23 protein-coding genes are annotated in these 18760 nt (G+C 68.8%); 11 read left to right on the forward strand and 12 right to left on the reverse strand.

Annotation, left to right across the window (positions count from 1 at the left end):
- Positions 1-797 (reverse strand): hypothetical protein (locus tag RMO04_RS05305; RefSeq protein WP_309643749.1); only part of this gene is annotated, 797 nt, incomplete at its 3' end.
- A 104-nt stretch (positions 798-901) separates the two neighbouring features.
- On the opposite strand from RMO04_RS05305, the gene RMO04_RS05310 reads away from it, so the two are divergent.
- Positions 902-1315: a YciI family protein gene (locus tag RMO04_RS05310; protein ID WP_309643750.1), complete on the forward strand. Its 414-nt coding sequence runs from the start codon at positions 902-904 to the stop codon at positions 1313-1315.
- 11 nt (positions 1316-1326) lie between these two features.
- Here the strand turns inward: RMO04_RS05310 and RMO04_RS05315 are convergent, their stop codons facing one another.
- The 4 genes from RMO04_RS05315 to RMO04_RS05330 form a co-directional block, all read right to left on the reverse strand.
- A complete protein-coding gene (locus RMO04_RS05315; protein WP_309643751.1) occupies positions 1327-2241 on the reverse strand; it encodes an Hsp33 family molecular chaperone in 915 nt (304 codons plus the stop codon).
- A gap of 65 nt (positions 2242-2306) precedes the next feature.
- Entirely contained in the window at positions 2307-3245 is a 939-nt protein-coding gene (gene argF / locus RMO04_RS05320; RefSeq protein WP_309643752.1) for an ornithine carbamoyltransferase, read from the reverse strand.
- Between the two features lie 88 nt (positions 3246-3333).
- Positions 3334-4512 carry an aspartate aminotransferase family protein gene (locus tag RMO04_RS05325; protein WP_309643769.1) on the reverse strand — a complete coding sequence of 393 codons (1179 nt, stop codon included), beginning with the start codon at positions 4510-4512 and terminating at the stop codon, positions 3334-3336.
- Between the two features lie 179 nt (positions 4513-4691).
- Complete coding sequence (locus RMO04_RS05330; protein WP_309643753.1) at positions 4692-5510, reverse strand: ABC transporter permease; 819 nt, start codon at positions 5508-5510, stop codon at positions 4692-4694.
- Positions 5511-5738: 228 nt separating this feature from the next.
- Here RMO04_RS05330 and RMO04_RS05335 point away from each other — a divergent pair, with 228 nt between their 5' ends.
- The 5 genes from RMO04_RS05335 to RMO04_RS05355 all read left to right on the forward strand — a co-directional run bounded on the left by RMO04_RS05335 (position 5739) and on the right by RMO04_RS05355 (position 9554).
- Positions 5739-6245 (forward strand): GcrA family cell cycle regulator, encoded by a 507-nt coding sequence (locus RMO04_RS05335; RefSeq protein WP_309643754.1) that lies wholly within the window; start codon positions 5739-5741, stop codon positions 6243-6245.
- A 198-nt stretch (positions 6246-6443) separates the two neighbouring features.
- The gene (gene xseA / locus RMO04_RS05340) at positions 6444-8015 is read left to right on the forward strand and encodes an exodeoxyribonuclease VII large subunit (RefSeq protein ID WP_309643755.1); all 1572 of its coding nucleotides are present in this window, start codon (positions 6444-6446) and stop codon (positions 8013-8015) included.
- A gap of 28 nt (positions 8016-8043) precedes the next feature.
- On the forward strand, positions 8044-8268 hold the full coding sequence (locus RMO04_RS05345) for a DUF2093 domain-containing protein (protein WP_309643756.1): 225 nt from the start codon (positions 8044-8046) through the stop codon (positions 8266-8268).
- Positions 8269-8405: 137 nt separating this feature from the next.
- Complete coding sequence (locus tag RMO04_RS05350; protein ID WP_309643757.1) at positions 8406-9098, forward strand: M23 family metallopeptidase; 693 nt, start codon at positions 8406-8408, stop codon at positions 9096-9098.
- A gap of 108 nt (positions 9099-9206) precedes the next feature.
- Positions 9207-9554, forward strand: coding sequence for a hypothetical protein (locus RMO04_RS05355; protein WP_309643758.1), 348 nt, complete (start codon positions 9207-9209; stop codon positions 9552-9554).
- Here RMO04_RS05355 and lepB read toward each other — a convergent pair.
- Entirely contained in the window at positions 9547-10311 is a 765-nt protein-coding gene (gene lepB / locus RMO04_RS05360; protein ID WP_309643759.1) for a signal peptidase I, read from the reverse strand. The two genes, RMO04_RS05355 and lepB, sit on opposite strands and share 8 nt — an antisense overlap.
- A gap of 184 nt (positions 10312-10495) precedes the next feature.
- Between lepB and RMO04_RS05365 the strand changes: the two genes are divergently transcribed.
- The gene (locus RMO04_RS05365) at positions 10496-10720 is read left to right on the forward strand and encodes a hypothetical protein (protein WP_309643760.1); all 225 of its coding nucleotides are present in this window, start codon (positions 10496-10498) and stop codon (positions 10718-10720) included.
- A 13-nt stretch (positions 10721-10733) separates the two neighbouring features.
- Here the strand turns inward: RMO04_RS05365 and RMO04_RS05370 are convergent, their stop codons facing one another.
- Positions 10734-11624: a lysophospholipid acyltransferase family protein gene (locus RMO04_RS05370; protein ID WP_309643761.1), complete on the reverse strand. Its 891-nt coding sequence runs from the start codon at positions 11622-11624 to the stop codon at positions 10734-10736.
- Positions 11625-11773: 149 nt separating this feature from the next.
- On the opposite strand from RMO04_RS05370, the gene RMO04_RS05375 reads away from it, so the two are divergent.
- Both RMO04_RS05375 and hisN read left to right on the forward strand, forming a co-directional pair.
- On the forward strand, positions 11774-12166 hold the full coding sequence (locus RMO04_RS05375; protein WP_254835948.1) for a helix-turn-helix domain-containing protein: 393 nt from the start codon (positions 11774-11776) through the stop codon (positions 12164-12166).
- Positions 12167-12242: 76 nt separating this feature from the next.
- Entirely contained in the window at positions 12243-13064 is an 822-nt protein-coding gene (gene hisN, locus RMO04_RS05380) for a histidinol-phosphatase (RefSeq protein WP_309643762.1), read from the forward strand.
- On the opposite strand, the gene RMO04_RS05385 is transcribed toward hisN, so the two are convergent.
- From RMO04_RS05385 to RMO04_RS05395, 3 genes are all read right to left on the reverse strand, one after another.
- On the reverse strand, positions 13065-14588 hold the full coding sequence (locus RMO04_RS05385) for an alpha/beta hydrolase (protein WP_309643763.1): 1524 nt from the start codon (positions 14586-14588) through the stop codon (positions 13065-13067).
- A gap of 7 nt (positions 14589-14595) precedes the next feature.
- The gene (locus RMO04_RS05390; protein WP_309643764.1) at positions 14596-14904 is read right to left on the reverse strand and encodes an SCP2 sterol-binding domain-containing protein; all 309 of its coding nucleotides are present in this window, start codon (positions 14902-14904) and stop codon (positions 14596-14598) included.
- A 103-nt stretch (positions 14905-15007) separates the two neighbouring features.
- Positions 15008-15454 carry a DUF3617 family protein gene (locus RMO04_RS05395; protein WP_309643765.1) on the reverse strand — a complete coding sequence of 149 codons (447 nt, stop codon included), beginning with the start codon at positions 15452-15454 and terminating at the stop codon, positions 15008-15010.
- Between the two features lie 150 nt (positions 15455-15604).
- Here RMO04_RS05395 and RMO04_RS05400 point away from each other — a divergent pair, with 150 nt between their 5' ends.
- A complete protein-coding gene (locus RMO04_RS05400) occupies positions 15605-16216 on the forward strand; it encodes an MSMEG_1061 family FMN-dependent PPOX-type flavoprotein (RefSeq protein ID WP_309643766.1) in 612 nt (203 codons plus the stop codon).
- A gap of 4 nt (positions 16217-16220) precedes the next feature.
- On the opposite strand, the gene RMO04_RS05405 is transcribed toward RMO04_RS05400, so the two are convergent.
- Together RMO04_RS05405 and RMO04_RS05410 are read right to left on the reverse strand one after the other, a co-directional pair.
- A complete protein-coding gene (locus RMO04_RS05405; protein ID WP_309643770.1) occupies positions 16221-17084 on the reverse strand; it encodes a methyltransferase in 864 nt (287 codons plus the stop codon).
- 71 nt (positions 17085-17155) lie between these two features.
- Positions 17156-17998 (reverse strand): methyltransferase, encoded by an 843-nt coding sequence (locus RMO04_RS05410; RefSeq protein ID WP_309643767.1) that lies wholly within the window; start codon positions 17996-17998, stop codon positions 17156-17158.
- Between the two features lie 220 nt (positions 17999-18218).
- On the opposite strand from RMO04_RS05410, the gene RMO04_RS05415 reads away from it, so the two are divergent.
- Entirely contained in the window at positions 18219-18674 is a 456-nt protein-coding gene (locus RMO04_RS05415) for an Hsp20 family protein (protein WP_309643768.1), read from the forward strand.
- Positions 18675-18760: the final 86 nt, after the last annotated feature.

Genomic DNA, 18760 nt, shown 5'->3' on the forward strand with positions numbered 1-18760 from the left:
CGGTTCGGATCGATGTTCCAGCCGGCGCGCACGCGCTCGACCAGCCCGCGCAGGTTCGGTGTGTCGAGGTCCGGGCCGGTCAGGGCCCAGGTGTCGCCGACCGCCGTGGGCGCGATCAGGATGGCGCCATGGCCGCGGACGTCGCGCAGCCAGCTCCAGAGGAAGGCGCGGCCATTACCGCTGCCGCCGTGCAGAGCGACCACCAGCGGCCAGGCGGTCTCCGGCGTGTAGGTCTCGGGCACGTACATCGAAAAGCCGCCGCGCGCGCCAGGATCGCCGATATGAGCGAGGCCTGTGTCCTCGCGCCGAGGGCCCGCCAGGCGGCGTTGCAGGTCCTCGTCGTCGCGCAGGGCGGGTTCGAGGAAGAAGCGGTTCACCGGCGCCAGCACCGACGCGAGCGGATAGAGCGCCTCCTGGGCGCGGGTGACGTGGCGCAGGGCGCGATAGGCCTGGCGGAGATCGCCCGCGAAGGCGTGCAGATCGTCGAAAGCCAGGATCGCCGCCTCGCCGGCGGCCTGCAGCGGGCCGCTCAGACCGCCCAGGGACTCGGGCCAGTCGTCCAGGCGGCCGAGTGCGGCGCGGAGGCCCGCCTGCGGCGCGCCCACCGCCTCCAGCACCTGCGGCAGGTCGGGCGGATTGAGGTAGCGTGCGACGAAGCCGAGGCGCTCCAGCGCATCGAGCACGGCCGGGGCGACCGCCGCCAGGTCTTCGAGCTGCCGATCGTCCACGCCGTCCTCCCGCGCGCCCACCTTGGCGGCGAAGTCCGGTCCAGGCCAGCCGTCACCGCTGAGGAACATTCAATGCGCCGGCCCACCACGGCCGCCAACCGCGGCTGCGCGCCTTCTTTCCGACAAACAGGCTCGGAAGCTACGGCGCAGCTTTGCCGATTGGGAACTTCGCCATGCACCTCGCCATCCTGGCCTCTGCCCTCGCGCTGATGGCCACCCCCGCCTTCGCCCAGGTGGCTAGCCCGCCGGCCGCCCCTCTGCCGACCGTCTATGTGATCCAGTACAAGACCGGTCCTGCCTGGTTGGTCGGCAAGCCGTTGCGCGACCAGCCCATGGGTCCGCATGGGGCGTACATGCGCAAGCTCTACGCCGACGGCCGGATGCTCGCCGCCGGGCCGACCGTCGACACCGGAGGGGCGACCACCCTGGTCGACGGTGGGGTGGTGCTGCTGCGCGCGGCGAGCCTGGAAGAGGCCAAGGCCATCATGGCCGCCGACCCGGCGGTGACCGCGGGTCTGTTCGTCGGCGAAGTCAGGGCTTGGCGCGTGGCGTTCTCGAACGGCGATCCGCTGGCGCCCCGCACCTAGAGCGCGGGGCCCTAAGCGGCGGCGATCGCGTCGGGCTCCACGACATAGGTCGTCGAGCAGTACTCGCAGGTCACCCGGATCTTGCCGTCGGGCTCGACCATGTCGGCCTGTTCCTCCACGGCGAAAGACCGCAGCACGCCCTCGATCCGCGTCTGGGAGCAGCGGCAGAAAGCCTGGAGCGGCTTGGCCTCGAACACTCGCACCCCGTCCTCATGGAACAGGCGAAACAGCAGGGTTTCGGCCGAGATGGTGGGGTCGAGAAGCTCGTCCTCGCCGATGGTCTCGAAGAAGGCCTGGGTCCGTCGCCACGCCTCGGCGTGGGAGCCCCGCGCCTCATCCTCGGCGATGTTCTGGATCAGCATGCCGCCGGCCCGCCAGATAGGACCGTCGCCACTGTCGGCCTGACCGACCGCCAGGCGGACCCGGGTCGGGGTCTGCTCGGACTGGGCGAAGTACTGCTCGGCGCACAGCGCCATGGTCTCCCCCTCGATGGGGGTCACGCCCTGATAGCGGTCCATGTCGGCGCCCTGGTCGACGGTCATGATGAAGACGCCGCCGCCCAGCAGGGTCTTGGCGCCCGGGCGCGCGAAGCCCTTGGTCGCCTCGGCCACCGCCTCGGGATCGAACCGGCAATAGCCGCGCAGCGCGCCGGAGGTGTCGTAGTCGGCGACCACGTAGCGCACCGGCCCGTCGCCCTGGGCCTGGACGATCAGCCGGCCCTCGAACTTCAGGTTGGAGCCCACCAGCCCGGCCAGGGCGCAGGCCTCGCCCAGCAGGTTGGCGACAGCCTCGGGATAGGCGTGGGCCTTGAGGATCTTGTCGACGGCCGGGCCCAGCCGGACCAGGCGGCCGCGCACGGTCTCGCCCTCGATCTGGAACGGGGCGACGAGGTCGTCGGGGGCGATGGAGAGCGGCGTGTTCGGCATGGTGCGGGGATATAGGGCGGGAGCGACCGGTTTGCGAGCTTGACCCTTATCCCGCCCTCAAAGGCTCAGCCGATCTTGCCGAAGCACCAAGCCAGGATCGCCTTCTGGGCGTGGATGCGGTTTTCGGCCTCGTCCCAGATCAGGCTGCGCGGGCCGTCGATGACCGCGTCGGTGACTTCCTCGCCGCGGTGGGCCGGCAGGCAGTGCAGGAAGACGCTTTTCGGCGCGGCCAGGGACATGAGGTTTTCGTCGACCTGATAGGGTTCGAGGGCCTCGAGGCGCTCGTCGTGGTCGGTGTCGCCCATGGAGACCCAGGTGTCGGTCATGACGCAGTCGGCGCCTTCGACCGCCGCGCGCGGATCGTCGGTGGCCATGATCTGGCCCTGCTCGCCCTCGGCCCGGGCAAGGTCCATAAGGTCGGGGTGGTAGATGGCCGGGCTGGCGATGTACAGCCGGAAGCCCAGCTTGGGCGCGGCGTGGATGAAGCTGGCGCAGACATTATTGCCGTCGCCGATCCAGGCGAAGGTCTTGCCCTTCACCGGCCCGCGATGCTCCTCGAAGGTCATCAGGTCGGCCAGGATCTGGCAGGGATGGCCCTTGTCCGACAGGCCGTTGATGACCGGCACGGTGGAGGCGTAAGCCAGCCGTTCCACGTCCTCGTGGCTGTTGGCGCGGATCATGATGGCGTCGACCATCCGCGAGAGCACCTTGGCGGTGTCCTCGATGCTTTCACCCCGACCCAGCTGCATGTCGTTGGACGTGGAAATGATCACGTCGCCGCCGAGCTGGCGCATGGCGGCGTCGAACGAGAAGCGGGTCCGCGTCGAGTTCTTCTGGAAGATCATCGCCAGGGTCCGCTCGGCGGCCGGAGCGTCGGCGTCGACGCGCCCCTGGGTCCAGCCGCGACGGGCGGCCTTGCGGGCGGCGGCGTCATCGAGGATGGCGCGCAGGTCGGCGCCGGAGAGCCGCCAGAGGTCGACGAAGTGTCTTACGGGTTGGGTCATTGGAACCCCCAAAGGCCGCTCGGACCCGGAAAGGGCCGAGCGGTTTGTCTGCTTGGATCCCCCGGCTGGGGGATGAGCGGTTGGAATGTCAGGCCGCGGCTTTCGCCTTGGCGCGGGCGGCGTCGCAGGCGCGTTCCAGACGCTCGACCGCCTCGCGGGCCTCGTCGAGGGTCAGGTTCAGCGGCGGCAGCAGGCGGACGCAGTTGTCGCCGCCGCCGGCGATCAGCAGGTGCTGGTCGCGGGCGTGCTGCATGAACTCGCGGTTGGGCGTCGCCAGCTTCAGGCCGATCAGCAGGCCCTTGCCACGGATGTCGAGGATGACGTCCGGATAGCGGTCCTTCAGGCCGGTGAACTGCTGGTTGAAGTAGCCGGCCACCTCCTTGACGTTGGCCAGCAGGGCGGGGCTGTTCAGCTCTTCCATGGCCGCCAGCGCCACGGCCATGGCCAGAGGGTTGCCGCCATAGGTCGAGCCGTGCGAGCCGACGCTCATGCCCGCCGCGGCCTCGGCCGTGGCGAGGCAGGCGCCGACCGGGAAGCCGCCGCCCAGAGCCTTGGCCACCGCCATGATGTCAGGCCGCGCATTCTCCGCCCACTCATGGGCGAACAGCTTGCCGGTCCGACCCAGGCCGCACTGGATCTCGTCCAGGATCAGCAAGGTCCCGGTCTCGTCGCACAGCCGGCGCAGGGCCTGCAGGCTCTGTTCCGACAGCGAACGCGCGCCGCCCTCGCCCTGGACGGGCTCGACGATGATCGCCGCCGTGGTCGGGCCGACGGCGGCCTTGAGCGCCTCGATGTCGTCGAAGGGAAGCTGGACGAAGCCCGGCATGGGCGGGCCGAAGCCCTCGAGGTAGCTGGCGTTGCCCGAGGCGTTCACCGCCGCCAGGGTGCGCCCGTGGAAGCTGCCGTCGAAGCCGATGATGTCGATGCGCTCGGTGTTGCCCCTGGCCCAATGATACTTGCGCGCGGTCTTGATCGCGCACTCGATGGCCTCGGCGCCGGAGTTGGTGAAGAAGGCGACGTCCAGACCGGTCGCCTCGGTCAGCACCTTGGCGAGCTTCTCCTGGCCCGGGATCGTGAAGACGTTGGACACATGCCAGAGCTTCTCGGCCTGGTCCTTCACCGCCTGGACCAGCTTGGGATTGGCGTGGCCAAGGCCGGTGGTGGCGATGCCGGCCATGCAGTCGAGGTATTCCTCGCCGTCCGTGGTGTACAGGCGCGCGCCCTCGCCTCGTTCGAACGCCAGCGGAGCGCGGTTGTACACGCCCATGATGTGGTCGTCGGGAACGGTCGCGGCTTGAGGCGCGGTCTTTTCGGACACGGGGGTAACCCTCCAAAACGGAAGCATCCCCGCCGCTCGTGCGACGGGGACTGGAAGGCTTGGCGTTTTCGGCTTCGAACGGCGGTCTGTCAATCGTCGGTTCGGTGACAATTGACCCGCCGCCGGGGTCAGGTCTTCAGCTTGTAGCCCGTCTCGAACATCCACAGGCAGGCGAAGGCGAAGGCCGCGACCAGGCCCGCCGTCATGCCCATGCCCGCAAGCAGCGAGCCCTCCGCATGGCCGATGAAGCCGTAGCGGAAGCCGTCGATCAGATAGAAGAACGGGTTGTAATGGCTGGCCGTGCGGAACGGCTCGGGCAGCTTGTCGACCAGATAGAAGGTCCCCGACAGGAAGGTCAGGGGCATGATCACGAAGTTGGTCACCACCGCCATGTGGTCGAACTTCTCGGCCCACAGCCCGGCCATGATGCCGAGGAAGCCCAGGATCAGGGCCGCGCCGATCCCGTAGTAGAGGATCGCCCAGAGGTGGACGATCGGCAGGTGGGCGAAGGGCAGCACCGCCAGCCAGGTCACCGTGCCGACCACGATGCCGCGGGTGGCGGCGCCCAGGGCGAAAGCGCCCACCTGTTCCAGCGGCGTCAGGGGCGGGGTCATGAAGTCGCCGATCAGGCCGTTCATCTTGGCCTGCAACAGCGATGAGGAGGAATTGGCGAAGGCGTTGTTGAGGATCTGCATCATGATCAGGCCCGGCGCCACGAAGGTGGCGAAGGCGGTCCCGTGGATCGGCGGGGCCGCGCCGCGGACAGCGACCACGAAGACCATCATGTAGAGCAGGGCCGTGACCACCGGGGCGGCCAGGGTCTGCATCCCCACCTTCCAGAACCGGCGGATCTCACGCAGGTAGAGGGTCCGGAACCCAGCCCAGTTGAAGCCGTGATAGTCGCGCGGCAGCGGCGGAATGACGGCGGCGTCGGGAACATCCTTCATAGGCGCCGATGTGCGCCCGTCGCGCGCGGATCGCAAGGGTGCGGCGTGACGACGCTACATCTTGTTCCTGTGGACTAAGCTCGTGGCGCCTATTGTGGCCCTTAAGGATTTGGTTACGATATCTAGTAGTTGATGGGGCTCGCGAGAGCGTGCTGCCACAAGATGTTGATCCCGGCCACCACCGCGGGGGCGGCGCCCGGGACACTTGCTAAAGGGTGGAGGCCAGACATGGGTTGGACCGACGAGCGCGTCGAGAATCTAAAGAAGCTCTGGCAGGACGGCCTGTCGGCCAGCCAGATCGCGAAACAATTGGGCGGGGTCACCCGCAACGCCGTGATCGGCAAGGTCCACCGTCTGGGCCTGTCGGGTCGCGCCACGCCCTCGAAGCCCGCGCGTCCGGTGTTCAAGGCGCCGCGTCCCGCCCGTCCGGCCGTTCAACCCGCCGCGCCGCGCCGCCTGGCCGAGCCGGTGGCCGCCCAGAGCAACCTGCCGGTTCCGGCGCCCGTGCGCTATGTCGAGGAAGCCCCCGGCACCGCCACGGTGCTGACCCTCGGCGCCCACATGTGCAAGTGGCCGATCGGCGATCCGTCCAGCGACGGCTTCACCTTCTGCGGTCGCCGCCAGGACGACGGCCCCTACTGCCTCGAACATGCGCGGGTCGCCTACCAGCCCGCCCAGACCAAGAAGCGCTCGGGCGCCAACGAACTGGCCCGCTCGCTGCGCCGCTACATCTAGGATTCATTCCGTGCGCGTGACGGTCGCCGAAACCGGCTGCTACTTTCGGCTGTCACGCTTGAAGTTCCGGGGGGATGGGTCGCGGGCGCGTTCACACTGAAGGGCGATGCGTATCGTCGCCGAACGCGCCCCACCTATTTTCGCCAACTGTAGTCTAGGGGGTTGGGTTTGCGCCCGCCCCCGCTACCTTCCTCCCCGATGACCGACGTCGACACCGCCTCCAACGCCCAGGCCTATTCCGTCTCGGAGCTCGCCTTCGCGCTCAAGCGCACCCTGGAGGACGCCTATGGCTTCGTGCGCCTGCGCGCCGAGCTCTCCAAGGTCACCTTCCATTCCAACGGCCACGTCTATCTGACGCTCAAGGACGAGCGCGCCGCCATCGACGGCGTGGTCTGGAAGGGCTCGGTCCGCAATCTCTCCGTCCGGCCCGAACAGGGCCTGGAAGTGATCGTCACCGGCAAGATCACCACCTATCCCGCCGGGTCCCGCTACCAGATCGTCATCGAGACCATGGAGGCCGCAGGGGTCGGCGCCCTGCTGGCCCAACTGGAACGCCTGAAGGCAAAGCTGCAGGCCGAGGGGCTGTTCGAGCCCGGCGCCAAACGGCCCCTACCCGCCATGCCCGCCGTGGTGGGGGTGATCACCAGCCCGACCGGGGCCGTGATCCGCGACATCCTGCACCGCATCCGCGACCGCTGGCCCTGCCGGGTGATCGTTTGGCCGGTGGTGGTGCAGGGCGACAGCGCCGCGGCCCAGGTCGGCAACGCCATCGCCCGGTTCAACGCGCTAACTCCGGGCGGCCCGGTTCCACGGCCCGACATCATCATCGTCGCCCGAGGTGGGGGTTCGGTGGAGGACCTCTGGGCCTTCAACGACGAGACCCTGGCGCGCACGGTGTTCGAGGGGACCATCCCGCTGATCTCGGCCGTGGGGCACGAGACCGACACCACCCTGATCGACTTCGTCTCCGACCGACGCGCGCCGACCCCCACGGCGGCGGCGGAGATGGCGACGCCGGTGCTGGCCGAGCTGCGCGCCGCGATCGCCGACCTGTCGGCCCGCCTGCACCGCGGCGGCGGCCGCGCGGTCGAGGATCGTCGAGGCCGGGTGGAGAACGCCGGCCGCGCCCTGGCCCGCGTGCCCGACCTGGTGGAGATGGCCGCCCAGCGCTTCAACCTGGCCGCCAGCCGCCTAGGCGCGGGTCTGTCACGCAATGTCGCGGCTCATCACACGCAGCTCGTGCGTGTGTCCTCGCGCCTGTCGCCGGGTCTCCTGCAGCGCCCGCAGCGTGTCCAGGCCGACAGGGTCAAAAGCGTGGGCGAGCGTCTGGCGGCCAGTCTTGACCGGAACGTCACCCTGCATCGAACCGAGCTGGCCCGCGTCGCCGCCCGACTGACGCCCAGCCTGCTGCAACGCCCGCAGCAGCTTCAGGCCGACGCGTTGTCGCGGGTCGCCGTCCGCCTGCAACCCGCCATGGATCGTGGTCTGCAAAGGGCGACGGAGCGGCTGACCAGCCTCGCCAAACTGCATGCCTCCGTCGATCCCAGCGCACCGCTGAAACGCGGCTTCGCCCGTGTGCACCGCGCCGACGGCTCGCTGGTGCGCGAGGGCGCATCGCTGCTGAGCGGTGAGGGCGTCCGTCTGGTGTTCGCCGATCAGAGCCGCGAGGCGACCATCGACGGGACGCCCGCCGCCACGGCCCTGCCGACCAAACCCTTGCGCGCCGCCAAGCTCCCCGCCACGCCTTCGCCGCAGGGCGATCTGTTCTAAACGGCTGTCCAGCGTTAGACTGACTCTCATGAACGCCCATGATCGTGACCTTGCCGGACAGCCGGCCGACCTCGCCGTGTTGCACTACGGCGACGGCGAGTTCGTCGTCCTCAAGCCCGGCCGCTTCGTGTTGTGCGCCGTGACCAAGGCCAAGATTCCGGTGGAGGCGCTGCGCTACTGGAACCCCGCGCTGCAGGAGGCCTACGCCACGCCGGCCGAGGCGACGGCGCGCTGGAAGGAACTGAACCCCTGAATCGCCGCGCCGCGCTGACGGGGATCGCCACCTTCGCCCTGGTCGGCCCGGCCTACAGCGCCCCGCCAAGGCTTGAGCTCCGCGGCCGTTATCGGCAGGGCGGGTTCGCCCTGGGCCGCACCGCGCCCGACGCCCAGGTGTTCCTCGACGGCCAGGAGGTGACACGAGCCTCGGCCAGCGGGGCTTTCGTGATCGGCTTCGACCGCGACGCCCTGCCCGACGCCATGGTGCGGGTCGTGGCGCCCGGCGGCGAAAGCGTCCAGGTGCTGCAAATCGCGCCCGCGCACTACGACATCCAGCACATCCGCGGCCTTGGCGGGCGCGGCCGTGGAACGGCCAGCCCCGAGCTGGAGGCCCGCATCGCCTGGGAGACCCGCCGCAAGCGCGAGGCTCTGGACAGCCGCGCCGACCGCGAGGACTTCACCACTGGCTTCATGGTCCCGCTGACCTATCGTCGAGTCTCGGGCCGGTTCGGCGGCCAGCGGATCTACGGCGGCGTCCCGCGTCGCCCTCATTATGGACTGGACCTCGCGGCGCCGCGTGGGACACCGGTTCATGCGCCCGCGGGTGGCGTGGTGACCCTGGCCGAGAACGGCCTGCTGTACGAAGGCGGCCTGATCCTGATCGACCACGGCCAGGGTCTGGTCAGCGCCTATCTGCACCTGTCGCGCATCGACGTCCTGCGCGGTCAGGTCCTGCGCCAAGGCGAGCTGCTGGGCGCGGTCGGCGCGACCGGTCGCGCGACCGGGCCGCACCTCTGCTGGCGCATGACATGGCGCGACCGGCACATGGATCCGATGCTGATGGTGGGCGCCCAGGCGCCGGCCTAGAGATGGGCCCCGCGGCGTCCGGACACGATTTCGCTGTCGCCGCGGCGTGGTTTGGGTTTGACTCGCCTTCCTGCGGCGCCCCGCCGCGCAAGAGGCTTTCGGCGACCGATGTCCGGGCCCAAGACGCTGAAGAAGAGCGAGTCCCTCGAGATCCGCATTCCTTATCCGACCAAAACGGCCTTCATGGCCCGGTGTCGCGATGACGGACGCTCGGCCAGCGACACCCTGCGCGCCCTCATCGACCAGCACCTGGACGGCGAAGCCGCCGCATCCCGCTCACGCCGTCGTGGGCGTCTGGTGATCGGCGCCTTGATCGCCGCGGCGCTCGGCGCTGTCGCCCTGCCCTCCCTGGCCCGTCCCAGCTCGCACGTTGAGTTCGAACTCCTGGACCTTAACAGCGACGGCCTGATCAGCCGGGCCGAGTACCAACAGGCCCGCTACGGGGGCCTCAAGTGATTCCAAGTAACGCGCGATCCGGCTGGAACCGGGTCACCCAGGTCCAGGGCTTGAACAGCGACGCGCCGTCGCGCCAGGACAGCATGACGAACCGCGCCTTGCCCGCCAGGTTGTCGGCCGGGACCAACCCGACCCCGATCGCGCTGGGCCAGCGGCTGTCGAGGGAGTTATCGCGGTTGTCGCCCATGACGAAGTAGTGGTCGGCGGGCACGATATAGACCTCAGTGTCATCGCCCTCATGCCCCGAGCCGCGGTCGAAGGTCGTGTAGGTCTGGCCGTTCGGTTTGGTCTCGCGCTCCTGCACGACGGTGACCTGCGGGTCGCCCGGGTCCTGGATCGGACCGATCGGCGCACGGGGTATGGCCCGGCCGTTGACGAAGACCACGCCGCCGATCACCTGCACCCGATCGCCCGGCAGGCCGATCACTCGCTTGATGTAGGCGACGCTCTCGTCGCGAGGGAGTTGGAACACCACCACGTCGCCGCGTTCCGGCGCACGGCCCATCAGGCGGCCGTGCGGCAGGGGCGGGCTGAACGGGACCGAGTGCCGGCTCCAACCGTAGTCGAACTTGGAGACCACGATGTAGTCGCCGACCAGCAGGGCCGGCTCCATCGACGCCGACGGGATCGTATAGGGCTGGAACAGGAAGACGCGCAGGACCAGAGCGATCAACAGGGCGTAGGCCACGGTCCTGGCGGTGTCGACGATCTCCGCCATGACTGAAGGCTTGGCGGGTTCGGGGGTCGAGGTCGTCATGGAACTTGCACTCACCGAGGCCCATCGAGAGAGGCCTCGCACACTCTGTCGAACACCCGGGGCGGGCGCTCCAAGCGAACTCTTGTCCGGACGCCGATGGCCTTGTCCGGACACCAAACGCGCAGCGGAACCGAAGGGTGGCGAATGCTCTTGATGGTGAGGTGATCACGCAAGGAGAGGCGCCATGTCGGAACATCAGCAGGACGGTAAGGCCGAAGCCGTTCCGAAGGATCAAACGGAGACGCGACCCTCGTTGACCCCGACCGACGCGTCGACCGACCCGGCGGCGGCGGCCGAGGAAGAGCGCCGGATCGACTCCGACGCCGGGCTGTCGGGGGCCGTGCAGCAAGGGGGCGCGGCCATCGCCAATATCGGAAAGCCGCGCGGCAGCGAGCTATTCCGCGAGTAGCCCTCGAGACCGCTCACCGCACGCGCTTGTAGATCTCGCTGGGCCAGCGGCGGTGGGTCCAGAACCACTCGGCGGGGCGCTCCAGGACCTGGGCCTCGATGAAGGCGTTGACCTTGCGCACGCCGGCCTCGATGTCGGCGGCCATGTCGCCGGTCTTGGTCAGCGCGATGGGCTCGTGGACCACCACGCGGAACCGGGCCTTGCGTCTACGCTGCACCGACATGGGCTGAAGCACGGTGTCGAAGCGAAGGGCCAGGCGCGAGGGGCCGGGAGCGGTGTGGACGGTCAGGCCGAAGAACGGGGCGGCCACCCCGCCGTTGAACTTCTGATCGTTCATCAGCGCCACGGACTCGCCCCGGCCCAGCGCTGCCAAGAGTTCGCGCGCGCCGTCGCCGCCCTTGGGCGCGAAATACCGAACCCCATAGCGGAACCGATAGTCTCGCACCCGCTGTTCCACATGCGGATTGTTCATGGCCCGATAGGTGATCTGGCTGACCACGGGCGAATTCACGATCACCGCGGGCATCACCTCGAAATTGGCGAAGTGGCCCGAAACGAACACAACGGGCTCCTGCCGGGCGGCGATCTCGTCCAGGCGACCGGCGTTTACAACCTCCACCCGGTCTGGGTCGCCGATGATCCGGTCCATGATCAGCAGTTCGAGGAAGGTTCGCCCGGTGTTGTCCCACTGGGCGCGGAGCAGGCGGGCGATCTCGCCGTCGGAGGCCTGCGGGAAGACGATCCGCAGGTTGACCTCGGCCACCCGGTGGGCGCCGGTGAGCGGGCCTAAGGTCTTGAAAAACCAAGCGCCGAAGTCCGACACCAGGTCGACCGGCAGGACCCTGGCGAGCAGGATCACCGCGTCGAAGGCGACGGCCTCGAGGCGCCAAAGAAAGTCCTGCATCCGGGACGGTCCGCCCTGCGTCATGCCCCTTTAGTAGTCGCGTCGTTCCCCTCCGTGCAACGCGAACCCCGCTCGCTTGGCGCGCGATTTGCGGAATTCCCCTCGAGCCGTTTCGTTTTGAGACGGCGCGACTTGAATGCGAGGGGGCGATGGAACCCATGGGCAACAATATCGACGTTCATCTGGGCAAGCGCCTGCGCCGCCGCCGTCGGCTGCTCGGCCTGACCCAACAGCAGCTAGCCGGCGCCTGCGGCGTGCGGTTCCAGCAGATCCAGAAGTACGAGTGCGGCGCCAACCGCATCTCCGCGGCCCGTCTGTGGCAGCTCTCCGAGGCCCTGGAAGTGCCGGTCGGCTACTTCTATGACGGTTTCGCCGAAGCCGCTCAGCGCGAGACCGCGGGCGAAGGTGAAGCTGGCGGCGAGATGTTCGCCCGCAAGGAAACTCTCGACCTGATCCGCGCCTACTACCAACTCGGCGAGCGTCCGCGCCGCCGCCTGCTAGACCTCGCCAAGTCGCTCAACGGCGATCATCCCATCGCCTGAGCCCAACGACATTGGCGACCCGCGAAAGCTCTGGGGGGGATTTCGCGGGGACCGGCGGCGGGGTACAGCGGGAGCCATGCCCGACTCCATCCTCGCCGCCGGCCGTCTTTCCGAGCTGGAAAGCTTCCTCATCGAACTGAACGCCACCTCGGCCGCGGCCATCGCGCCGCTCTTCCGGGCCGACCACGGCCTTGAGGACAAGGGCGGGCCCAAGGGCTTCGATCCCGTCACCGCCGCCGACAAGGGCGCGGAGGCCGCCATCCGGAAGTTGATCTCGCAGCGCTATCCCGACCACGGGGTGATCGGCGAAGAGTACGGCGAAGACCGCCCGGACGCCGAGTTCGTCTGGGTGCTGGACCCTGTCGACGGGACGCGGGCCTTCATCGCCGGGCTGCCGCTTTGGTGCACGCTGATCGGCCTGCGACATCATGGGAAGCCCGTCCTGGGCTCCATCGGCCAGCCCTATCTGGACGAGCTCTATATCGGCCATGCCGGGGGATCGCGGCTGATGGCGCGGGGAACCAGCCGGCCGTTGCGGGTGCGGCCCTGTCCCAAGCTGACCGACGCCATCATCGCCACCACCGATCCGGAGGGCTGTTTCGACGGGCCGGAGCTGGGCGCCTGGACCCAGGTGCGCGCCGCCGCCAAGCTCGCGCGGCTGGGCTGCGACGCCTACGCCTACGCCATGGTCGCGGCCGGCACGATGGACATGGTCATCGAGGCCGGGCTGAAATCCTGGGACATCGAAAGCGCCATCCCCCTGATCGAGGGGGCCGGTGGCTTGGTCACCGACTGGCGCGGCGCGCCTGTCGGCCAGCACGGCGGACAGATCGTCATCGCCGGCGACCGGGCCTGCCTGGACGAGGCCCTGGTCGCCCTGCGGCGTTCGGCGAAATAGCTACTTCTTCGGCGCGGGCTTCTTGGCGGCAGGCGCCTTGGCCGCGGCTGGCTTCGCGGCGACGGCGGGCTTCTTGGCGGGTGCGGGCGCCTTGGAGACGGCGGCAGGCTTCGCGGCGACGGCTTTCGGAGCAGACTTTGGGGCCGGCTTCGCGGGCGGTTTGGCGGCAGGCTTGGCCGCCTTCGGAGCGGCGGGCTTCGCAGCGACCTTTTTGGCGGGGACGGCGGCCTTGGGCGCGGCGGCCTTGGGCGCGGCGACCTTGGCGGGCGCCTTCACGGCGATCGGCTTCGCAGGCGCTGCCTTGGCGACCTTGGCCGCGGGCTTCGCGGCGGGCGCAGCTTTCGCCACGGCGGGCTTGGCGGCCGGAGCCTTCGCAGCGGGTTTCGCCGCGGCGGCCTTGGCCGGCGCCTTTTTCGCCGCCGGCTTGGGCGCGTCCTTCGCGGCAGGCTTCGGGGCCGGAGCGAGGACCGGGGCCGGCGGAGCTACGACCGCCTCGGGCGCCGGAGCGGGCGCGGGCTTCGGAGCTGGGGAGAGCTCCGGCACCGGCGTCGGCGTGGTGGCGTGCGCCGGCGGCGGCGCGGCGGCGGGGGCAGGCTTCTTCCCCGTCAGAGCGTCGAGCGCTCGCAAGAAGATGTTCCGCATGGTGTCCGTCTCCATCAGGATTTCGTGGTACGCGCCCGGCACATCAATGAACTCGCCCTTTGGCAGGTTCGCCGCGACGGCCTTTTGCGCTTGGTTGTCGACAAGCTTGTCTTGTTCCGCCGAGCAGATGACGACGGGAATCGTGACGCTTTTCAAGTTCGCCGGCTGAGCGAGATAGGCGGTGGCTGTCAGAGCGAAATCGAGCCAGCCCCAGGTCGGTCCCGCAAGGGCCAGATCGGGATGGGCCGCGACCTGGGCCTGGCTCCGCGCCCAGCGGGTGCGGTCGTGCGTCAGGACGTTGGTCTCGAAGGTCTCGGGCGGACCCGCGGGCCGAGCGTACTGGCCGCTACGGCCGAGCAGGACGTTGAGTCCAGCCATGGCGCGGGCGGCCAGCGGCGGTATGCCGCCGGTTCGGATGCCGAGCATGGGCGCCGACAGCACCGCGCCTTCGAAGTGCTTTGCCTGGCCCTTGGCCAGGGCCAACAGGGTCAGGCAGCCGCCCATGGAGTGGCCTATGGCGTACCAGGGCTTGGGCAACCGCGCGCCATAGGCCGCCAGCAGCGCCTCATAGTCTCGCAAGAAAGATTGATAGCCGCTGGCGTGACCGGCCAGGCGATCGGGAAGGTCGCGATGCGACAGGCCCTGGCCGCGCCAATCATGGACCAGGACCACGAAGCCGCGCGCGGTCAGGTCCTCCACCACCTCGAAATACTTCTCGATCGGCTCGGTGCGGCCGCCGCTCAGGACGATCGAGCCGACCGCCGCGCCCTTGGCCGGGAACAGCGCCGCGCGCAGCCGCACGCCGCCCGCGCCGGTGAACCAGTCAGCCTCGCCGCCGGAGGGGATCGGCGCCGATGGGATCGAGATGAGGGGAGCGGTCACCGGCGTGTCATCCCAGCTTGGAGAACAATGCTTGCATCTGCGGCTGCAGGGACATGGCCAGACCCGTGTCGGACAACTTGAGCCGGCCGGTCATGACCGCGGTCATGGGGTCCAGCTGGCGACGGCCCATGGCCTCCAGATCGGCGTGCTTGACCGATACGGTCAGGTCGGCGGGCTTGTCGTCATTGGTGACCACGCCGCCGTCGATATGGATGAACCCTTCGCCGCGCAGGTCGATCTTGAAGGTCTTGCCCAGGCCGGCGTCCTCGCCGACGGCGTCCTTCACGCGCTGCGTCAGTTCCTGAAGGGTCGCCATGCGGGGGTCTCACGCCAAAGTGACCGGCACCTTCGCCTCTCGCGCCCGGCAAGTAAACGGCGCCGCTGGAGTTCCGGCGCAATTGCCGCGCGGCGCCCGCCGATCAGTCGGCCTTGGCCGGCGCCGGGGCGGGGCAGGTCTCGGAGACCCGCTTGGCGTCGGTCGTGGCCTTGCCGCTGATCGCCAGACCCGACCAGGTGGTGTCGATATCGGCGACCATCTTGAAGGTCGTGGGCGAGTATGAACCCGTCGCTTCCAGCAAGGCGGTGTGGCCGTTCTTGGTGGCGCACTTGCCCTTCAGCGTGATCTTGCCGTTCTTGAAAACCCGCGTGGGGTAGTTGCACTTATAGTGCCGGTTGGACGGCCCCATCATGAACTTCTCCACCTCCGACGGGGTGATGCAGCGGTTCTCTTTCTTGGTCTGGCTGACCACGGCGCTGACCTTGTTGGTCACCTCCCAGTAGCCCGGCAGGATCATGCCATCCTGGGCCAGCGCCGGAGCGGCGACGGCGGCGGCCGCGAGCGCGGCGAAAAGGGTCGTGCGAAGCATGCCTGGCCTTTGAGATGAAGCGACGCGGAGCTTTTGCCCGCACAAGATGGCCCATTTCTGACCCGCCGCGCGAGCTTGCGTTCATCTGGCGCGTGACAGCTGGTTTCGTTTGGCGCATATTTGCGAACGTCTCGCAAGTGGAGCGCCAACATGAAGACCCTGGACCTCGCCGATCTGGACCGGATCTATCGGCCGCCGGGCAAGCTCGTCCTCGACAAGGCGCTCCCCCACGTGGACAAGCATGGCAAGAGCTTCATCGCGCTCTCGCCGTTCTGCGTGGTCAGTTCGGCGGGCCCGGACGGGGCCATCGACGTGTCGCCGCGCGGCGGCGAACCGGGCTTCGTCCACGTCAGCGAGGACGGCGCGACCCTGTTCCTGCCCGATCGGCCCGGAAACAACCGGCTCGACACGCTGCGCAACCTGCTGGGCGGCCCGGGCCGCATCGGCATGATGTTCATGATCCCCGGCTTCGACGACGTGTTCCGGGTCAACGGCCAGGTCAGCGCGACGGACGACCCCGATCTGCTGGGCCAGTTCGTGGAGTTCGGGAAGACCCCGCGCCTGGTGATCAGCATCGCGGTCGAGGAGGCCTTCTTCCACTGCCCCAAGGCGATCATGCGCGGCCGCCTCTGGGATTCCGAGGCCCAGGTCGAGCGCAGCGCCCTGCCCTCCCTCAGCGAGATGGTCATGGACCAACTCAACATGGGCAAGCCGCCGGTCAGCGAAGACGTCATCATCGAGAGCTACAAGACGCAGCTCTAGGGCCTCAGGCGGGCTTGACGAACCGCAGCGTCATCCGGTCGCTCTCGCCGATCTCGTCGTACTTGGCGCGGTCGAAGCCCAGATCGTCCGGCTCGCCGCGCGGGGCGGTCAGACGGATTGGCGGCAGGGTCCAGACGCCGAACGGATGGTCCCGGCTATCCTTATCGTTGGCGTTGATCTCGCTGGCCTTGTTCAGGATGAACCCCGCCTCCTGGGCCAGCCGAACGGCATAGGCCTGGTCGACATAGCCATCGGCGGCCAGCGCGTCCTGCACCCCGCCCGGCGCGGCGCGATGTTCCTCGACGCCCAGGACGCCGCCGGGCTTCAGCGCGGCGAAGGCGTCGCGGAAGGCTTTTTCCACCACGCCGGCCGCCATCCAGTTGTGCAGGTTGCGCAGGAACAGCACCAGGTCGGCGGTTGCGGCCGGCGCCACGGGGCCGCTGGTCGCGCCGAAAGCGGTGATCTCCACGGCGCCGTAGAGCTTGCGGTTGGCCTGCAGCTTACGACGGAAGGCCTCGACGATCTCGATGGCGGCCGGGTCGGTGGGCTGGAGATTGGCCGCGATCAGCTTGCCGTCGTTGGCGGCCAGATAGGGGGCGAGGATGTCGGTGTACCAGCCCGCGCCTGGCCAGAACTCGACCACCGTCTGGCCGGGCTTCAGGCCCCAGAACTCGAGGCTTTCCAGGGGATGCCGCCAGGGGTCGCGGGCCTTGTCGGCCGCCGGGCGCCAGCTTCCGTCCACGGCGTCGCGAAGGCTCATGGCGCCCTTGGCCGGCGCGGCTGGCGGCGTGGTGGCCTTGGGTCTGCACGACGCCAGGGCCAGCCCGCTCAGTAAGACGCTTCGGCGCGAAAGCGGGGCCGCTGACATCAAGGGATCACGCCTCACCTGAGGAACCACCGTCCGGGTTAGACTGACCCGAGACGGTGGTCAAAGCGTGGCTACTTCTTCACGAAACGCAGGGTCATCCGGTCGCTTTCGCCGATGGCGTCATACTTGGCGCGGTCGAAGGCGGGGTCCTGGCTGCGTCCGCCCTGGACGGTCCAACGGGAGGGCGGCAGGGTCCAGACGCCGAAGGGATGGTCCTTGGTGTCCTTGGGGTTCGCGTTGACTTCGGACTTGGCCGCCAGCTTAAAGCCGGCCTTCTCCGCCGCGGCGATCACATTGGCGGTGTCGACATAGCCGTCGCGCGCGTCGCCGATCTGGGCGCGAGTGGGGTCGGCGCGGTGCTCTTCGACGGCCAGGACGCCGCCCTTCTTGAGGACCGCCGCGAAATCCTTCATCGCCTTGTCCAGCACGCCGTCGGTCCACATCCAGTTGTGGATGTTGCGGGCGGTGATGACCATGTCGGCCGAGCCCGGGGCGCCCAGCGGGCCCGACACCGGGCCGAACCCGACATAGGTGATCTTCCCGAACTTCGCCTCGTCGGCGTACTTGGCCTCGAAGTCCGCGCGGTTCTTGCGGCCGGCGTCGGTCATCTTGGGGTTGGCTAGATCGGCGGCGGTGGCGATGTAGGCCCCGCCGGTGGCCTTGGCGTAGGGACCAAGGATCTCGGTCCAGTAGCCGGAGCCGGGCGAGACTTCGATGATCGTCTGCTTCGGCTTCACACCCCAGAACGCCAGGGTTTCGTAGGGATGGCGCGCGGCGTCGCGGGCCTTGTGGGCGTCGCTGCGTTGGGCGCCGGCGACGGCGGCCTTCAGGGCCTTGTCCTCCGCCGCGGCTGCGGGTTGGGCGAGCGCGATCAGGGCGCCGGCGGCGAGCAGGACAAATCGACGAGTGGACATGGTGGACGGCCTCGGCTGGTTGCGGATTAGGCGCGAGCCTAGAGCGCCGCGCGGCCCTGGCAAGACGTCTTGCACGGCGCCCCTTGAACCTGAATTCGCACGTCCCACCTAAGCACTCGAAGGCGCTGGACACCCGGGCCTTCCGGGCAATGCACGAGGCCAACTTGGCTCGCGCGCCGTCCGACAACAACGCAACCTTGCTTATTGAAGAAGGCTCAACATGCGCACCATCGACTTCTCCCCGCTCTATCGTTCGGTCGTCGGCTTCGATCGCGTCGCCGACCTGCTGGAAACCGCCCGCGTCGACGCGGCCGCCGGCTATCCGCCCTACAATATCGAGCGCACCGACGAGAACGCCTACCGCGTCGAGATCGCCGTCGCCGGCTTTCGTCCTGAAGAACTGAACATCGAGGTCAAGGAAAACCTCCTGACCGTCCAGGGCCGCAAGGCCGCCAACGACGACCAGCGCAAGTATCTCCACCGTGGTCTGGCCGAGCGCAACTTCGAGCGCCGGTTCCAACTGGCCGACTATGTGGTGGTCACCGAGGCCGCGCTCGCCGACGGTCTGCTCTCCATCTCGCTGAAGCGCGAGCTGCCGGAAGCCCTGAAACCCCGCCGGATCGAGATCTCCACCTCGGTTCAGCCCAACCTCATTGAAGGTGAAAAGGCCGCCTGATCCTCCCCCCAGCTAGGCGAACCTTCCTTCCGGGCGGCGCGACCCCCACGCGCCCCCCGCCCCCAACTTGAGCACCTCCCCACAGG

It is taken from the genome of Phenylobacterium sp. (assembly GCF_031412415.1).
GTDB lineage: Bacteria > Pseudomonadota > Alphaproteobacteria > Caulobacterales > Caulobacteraceae > Phenylobacterium.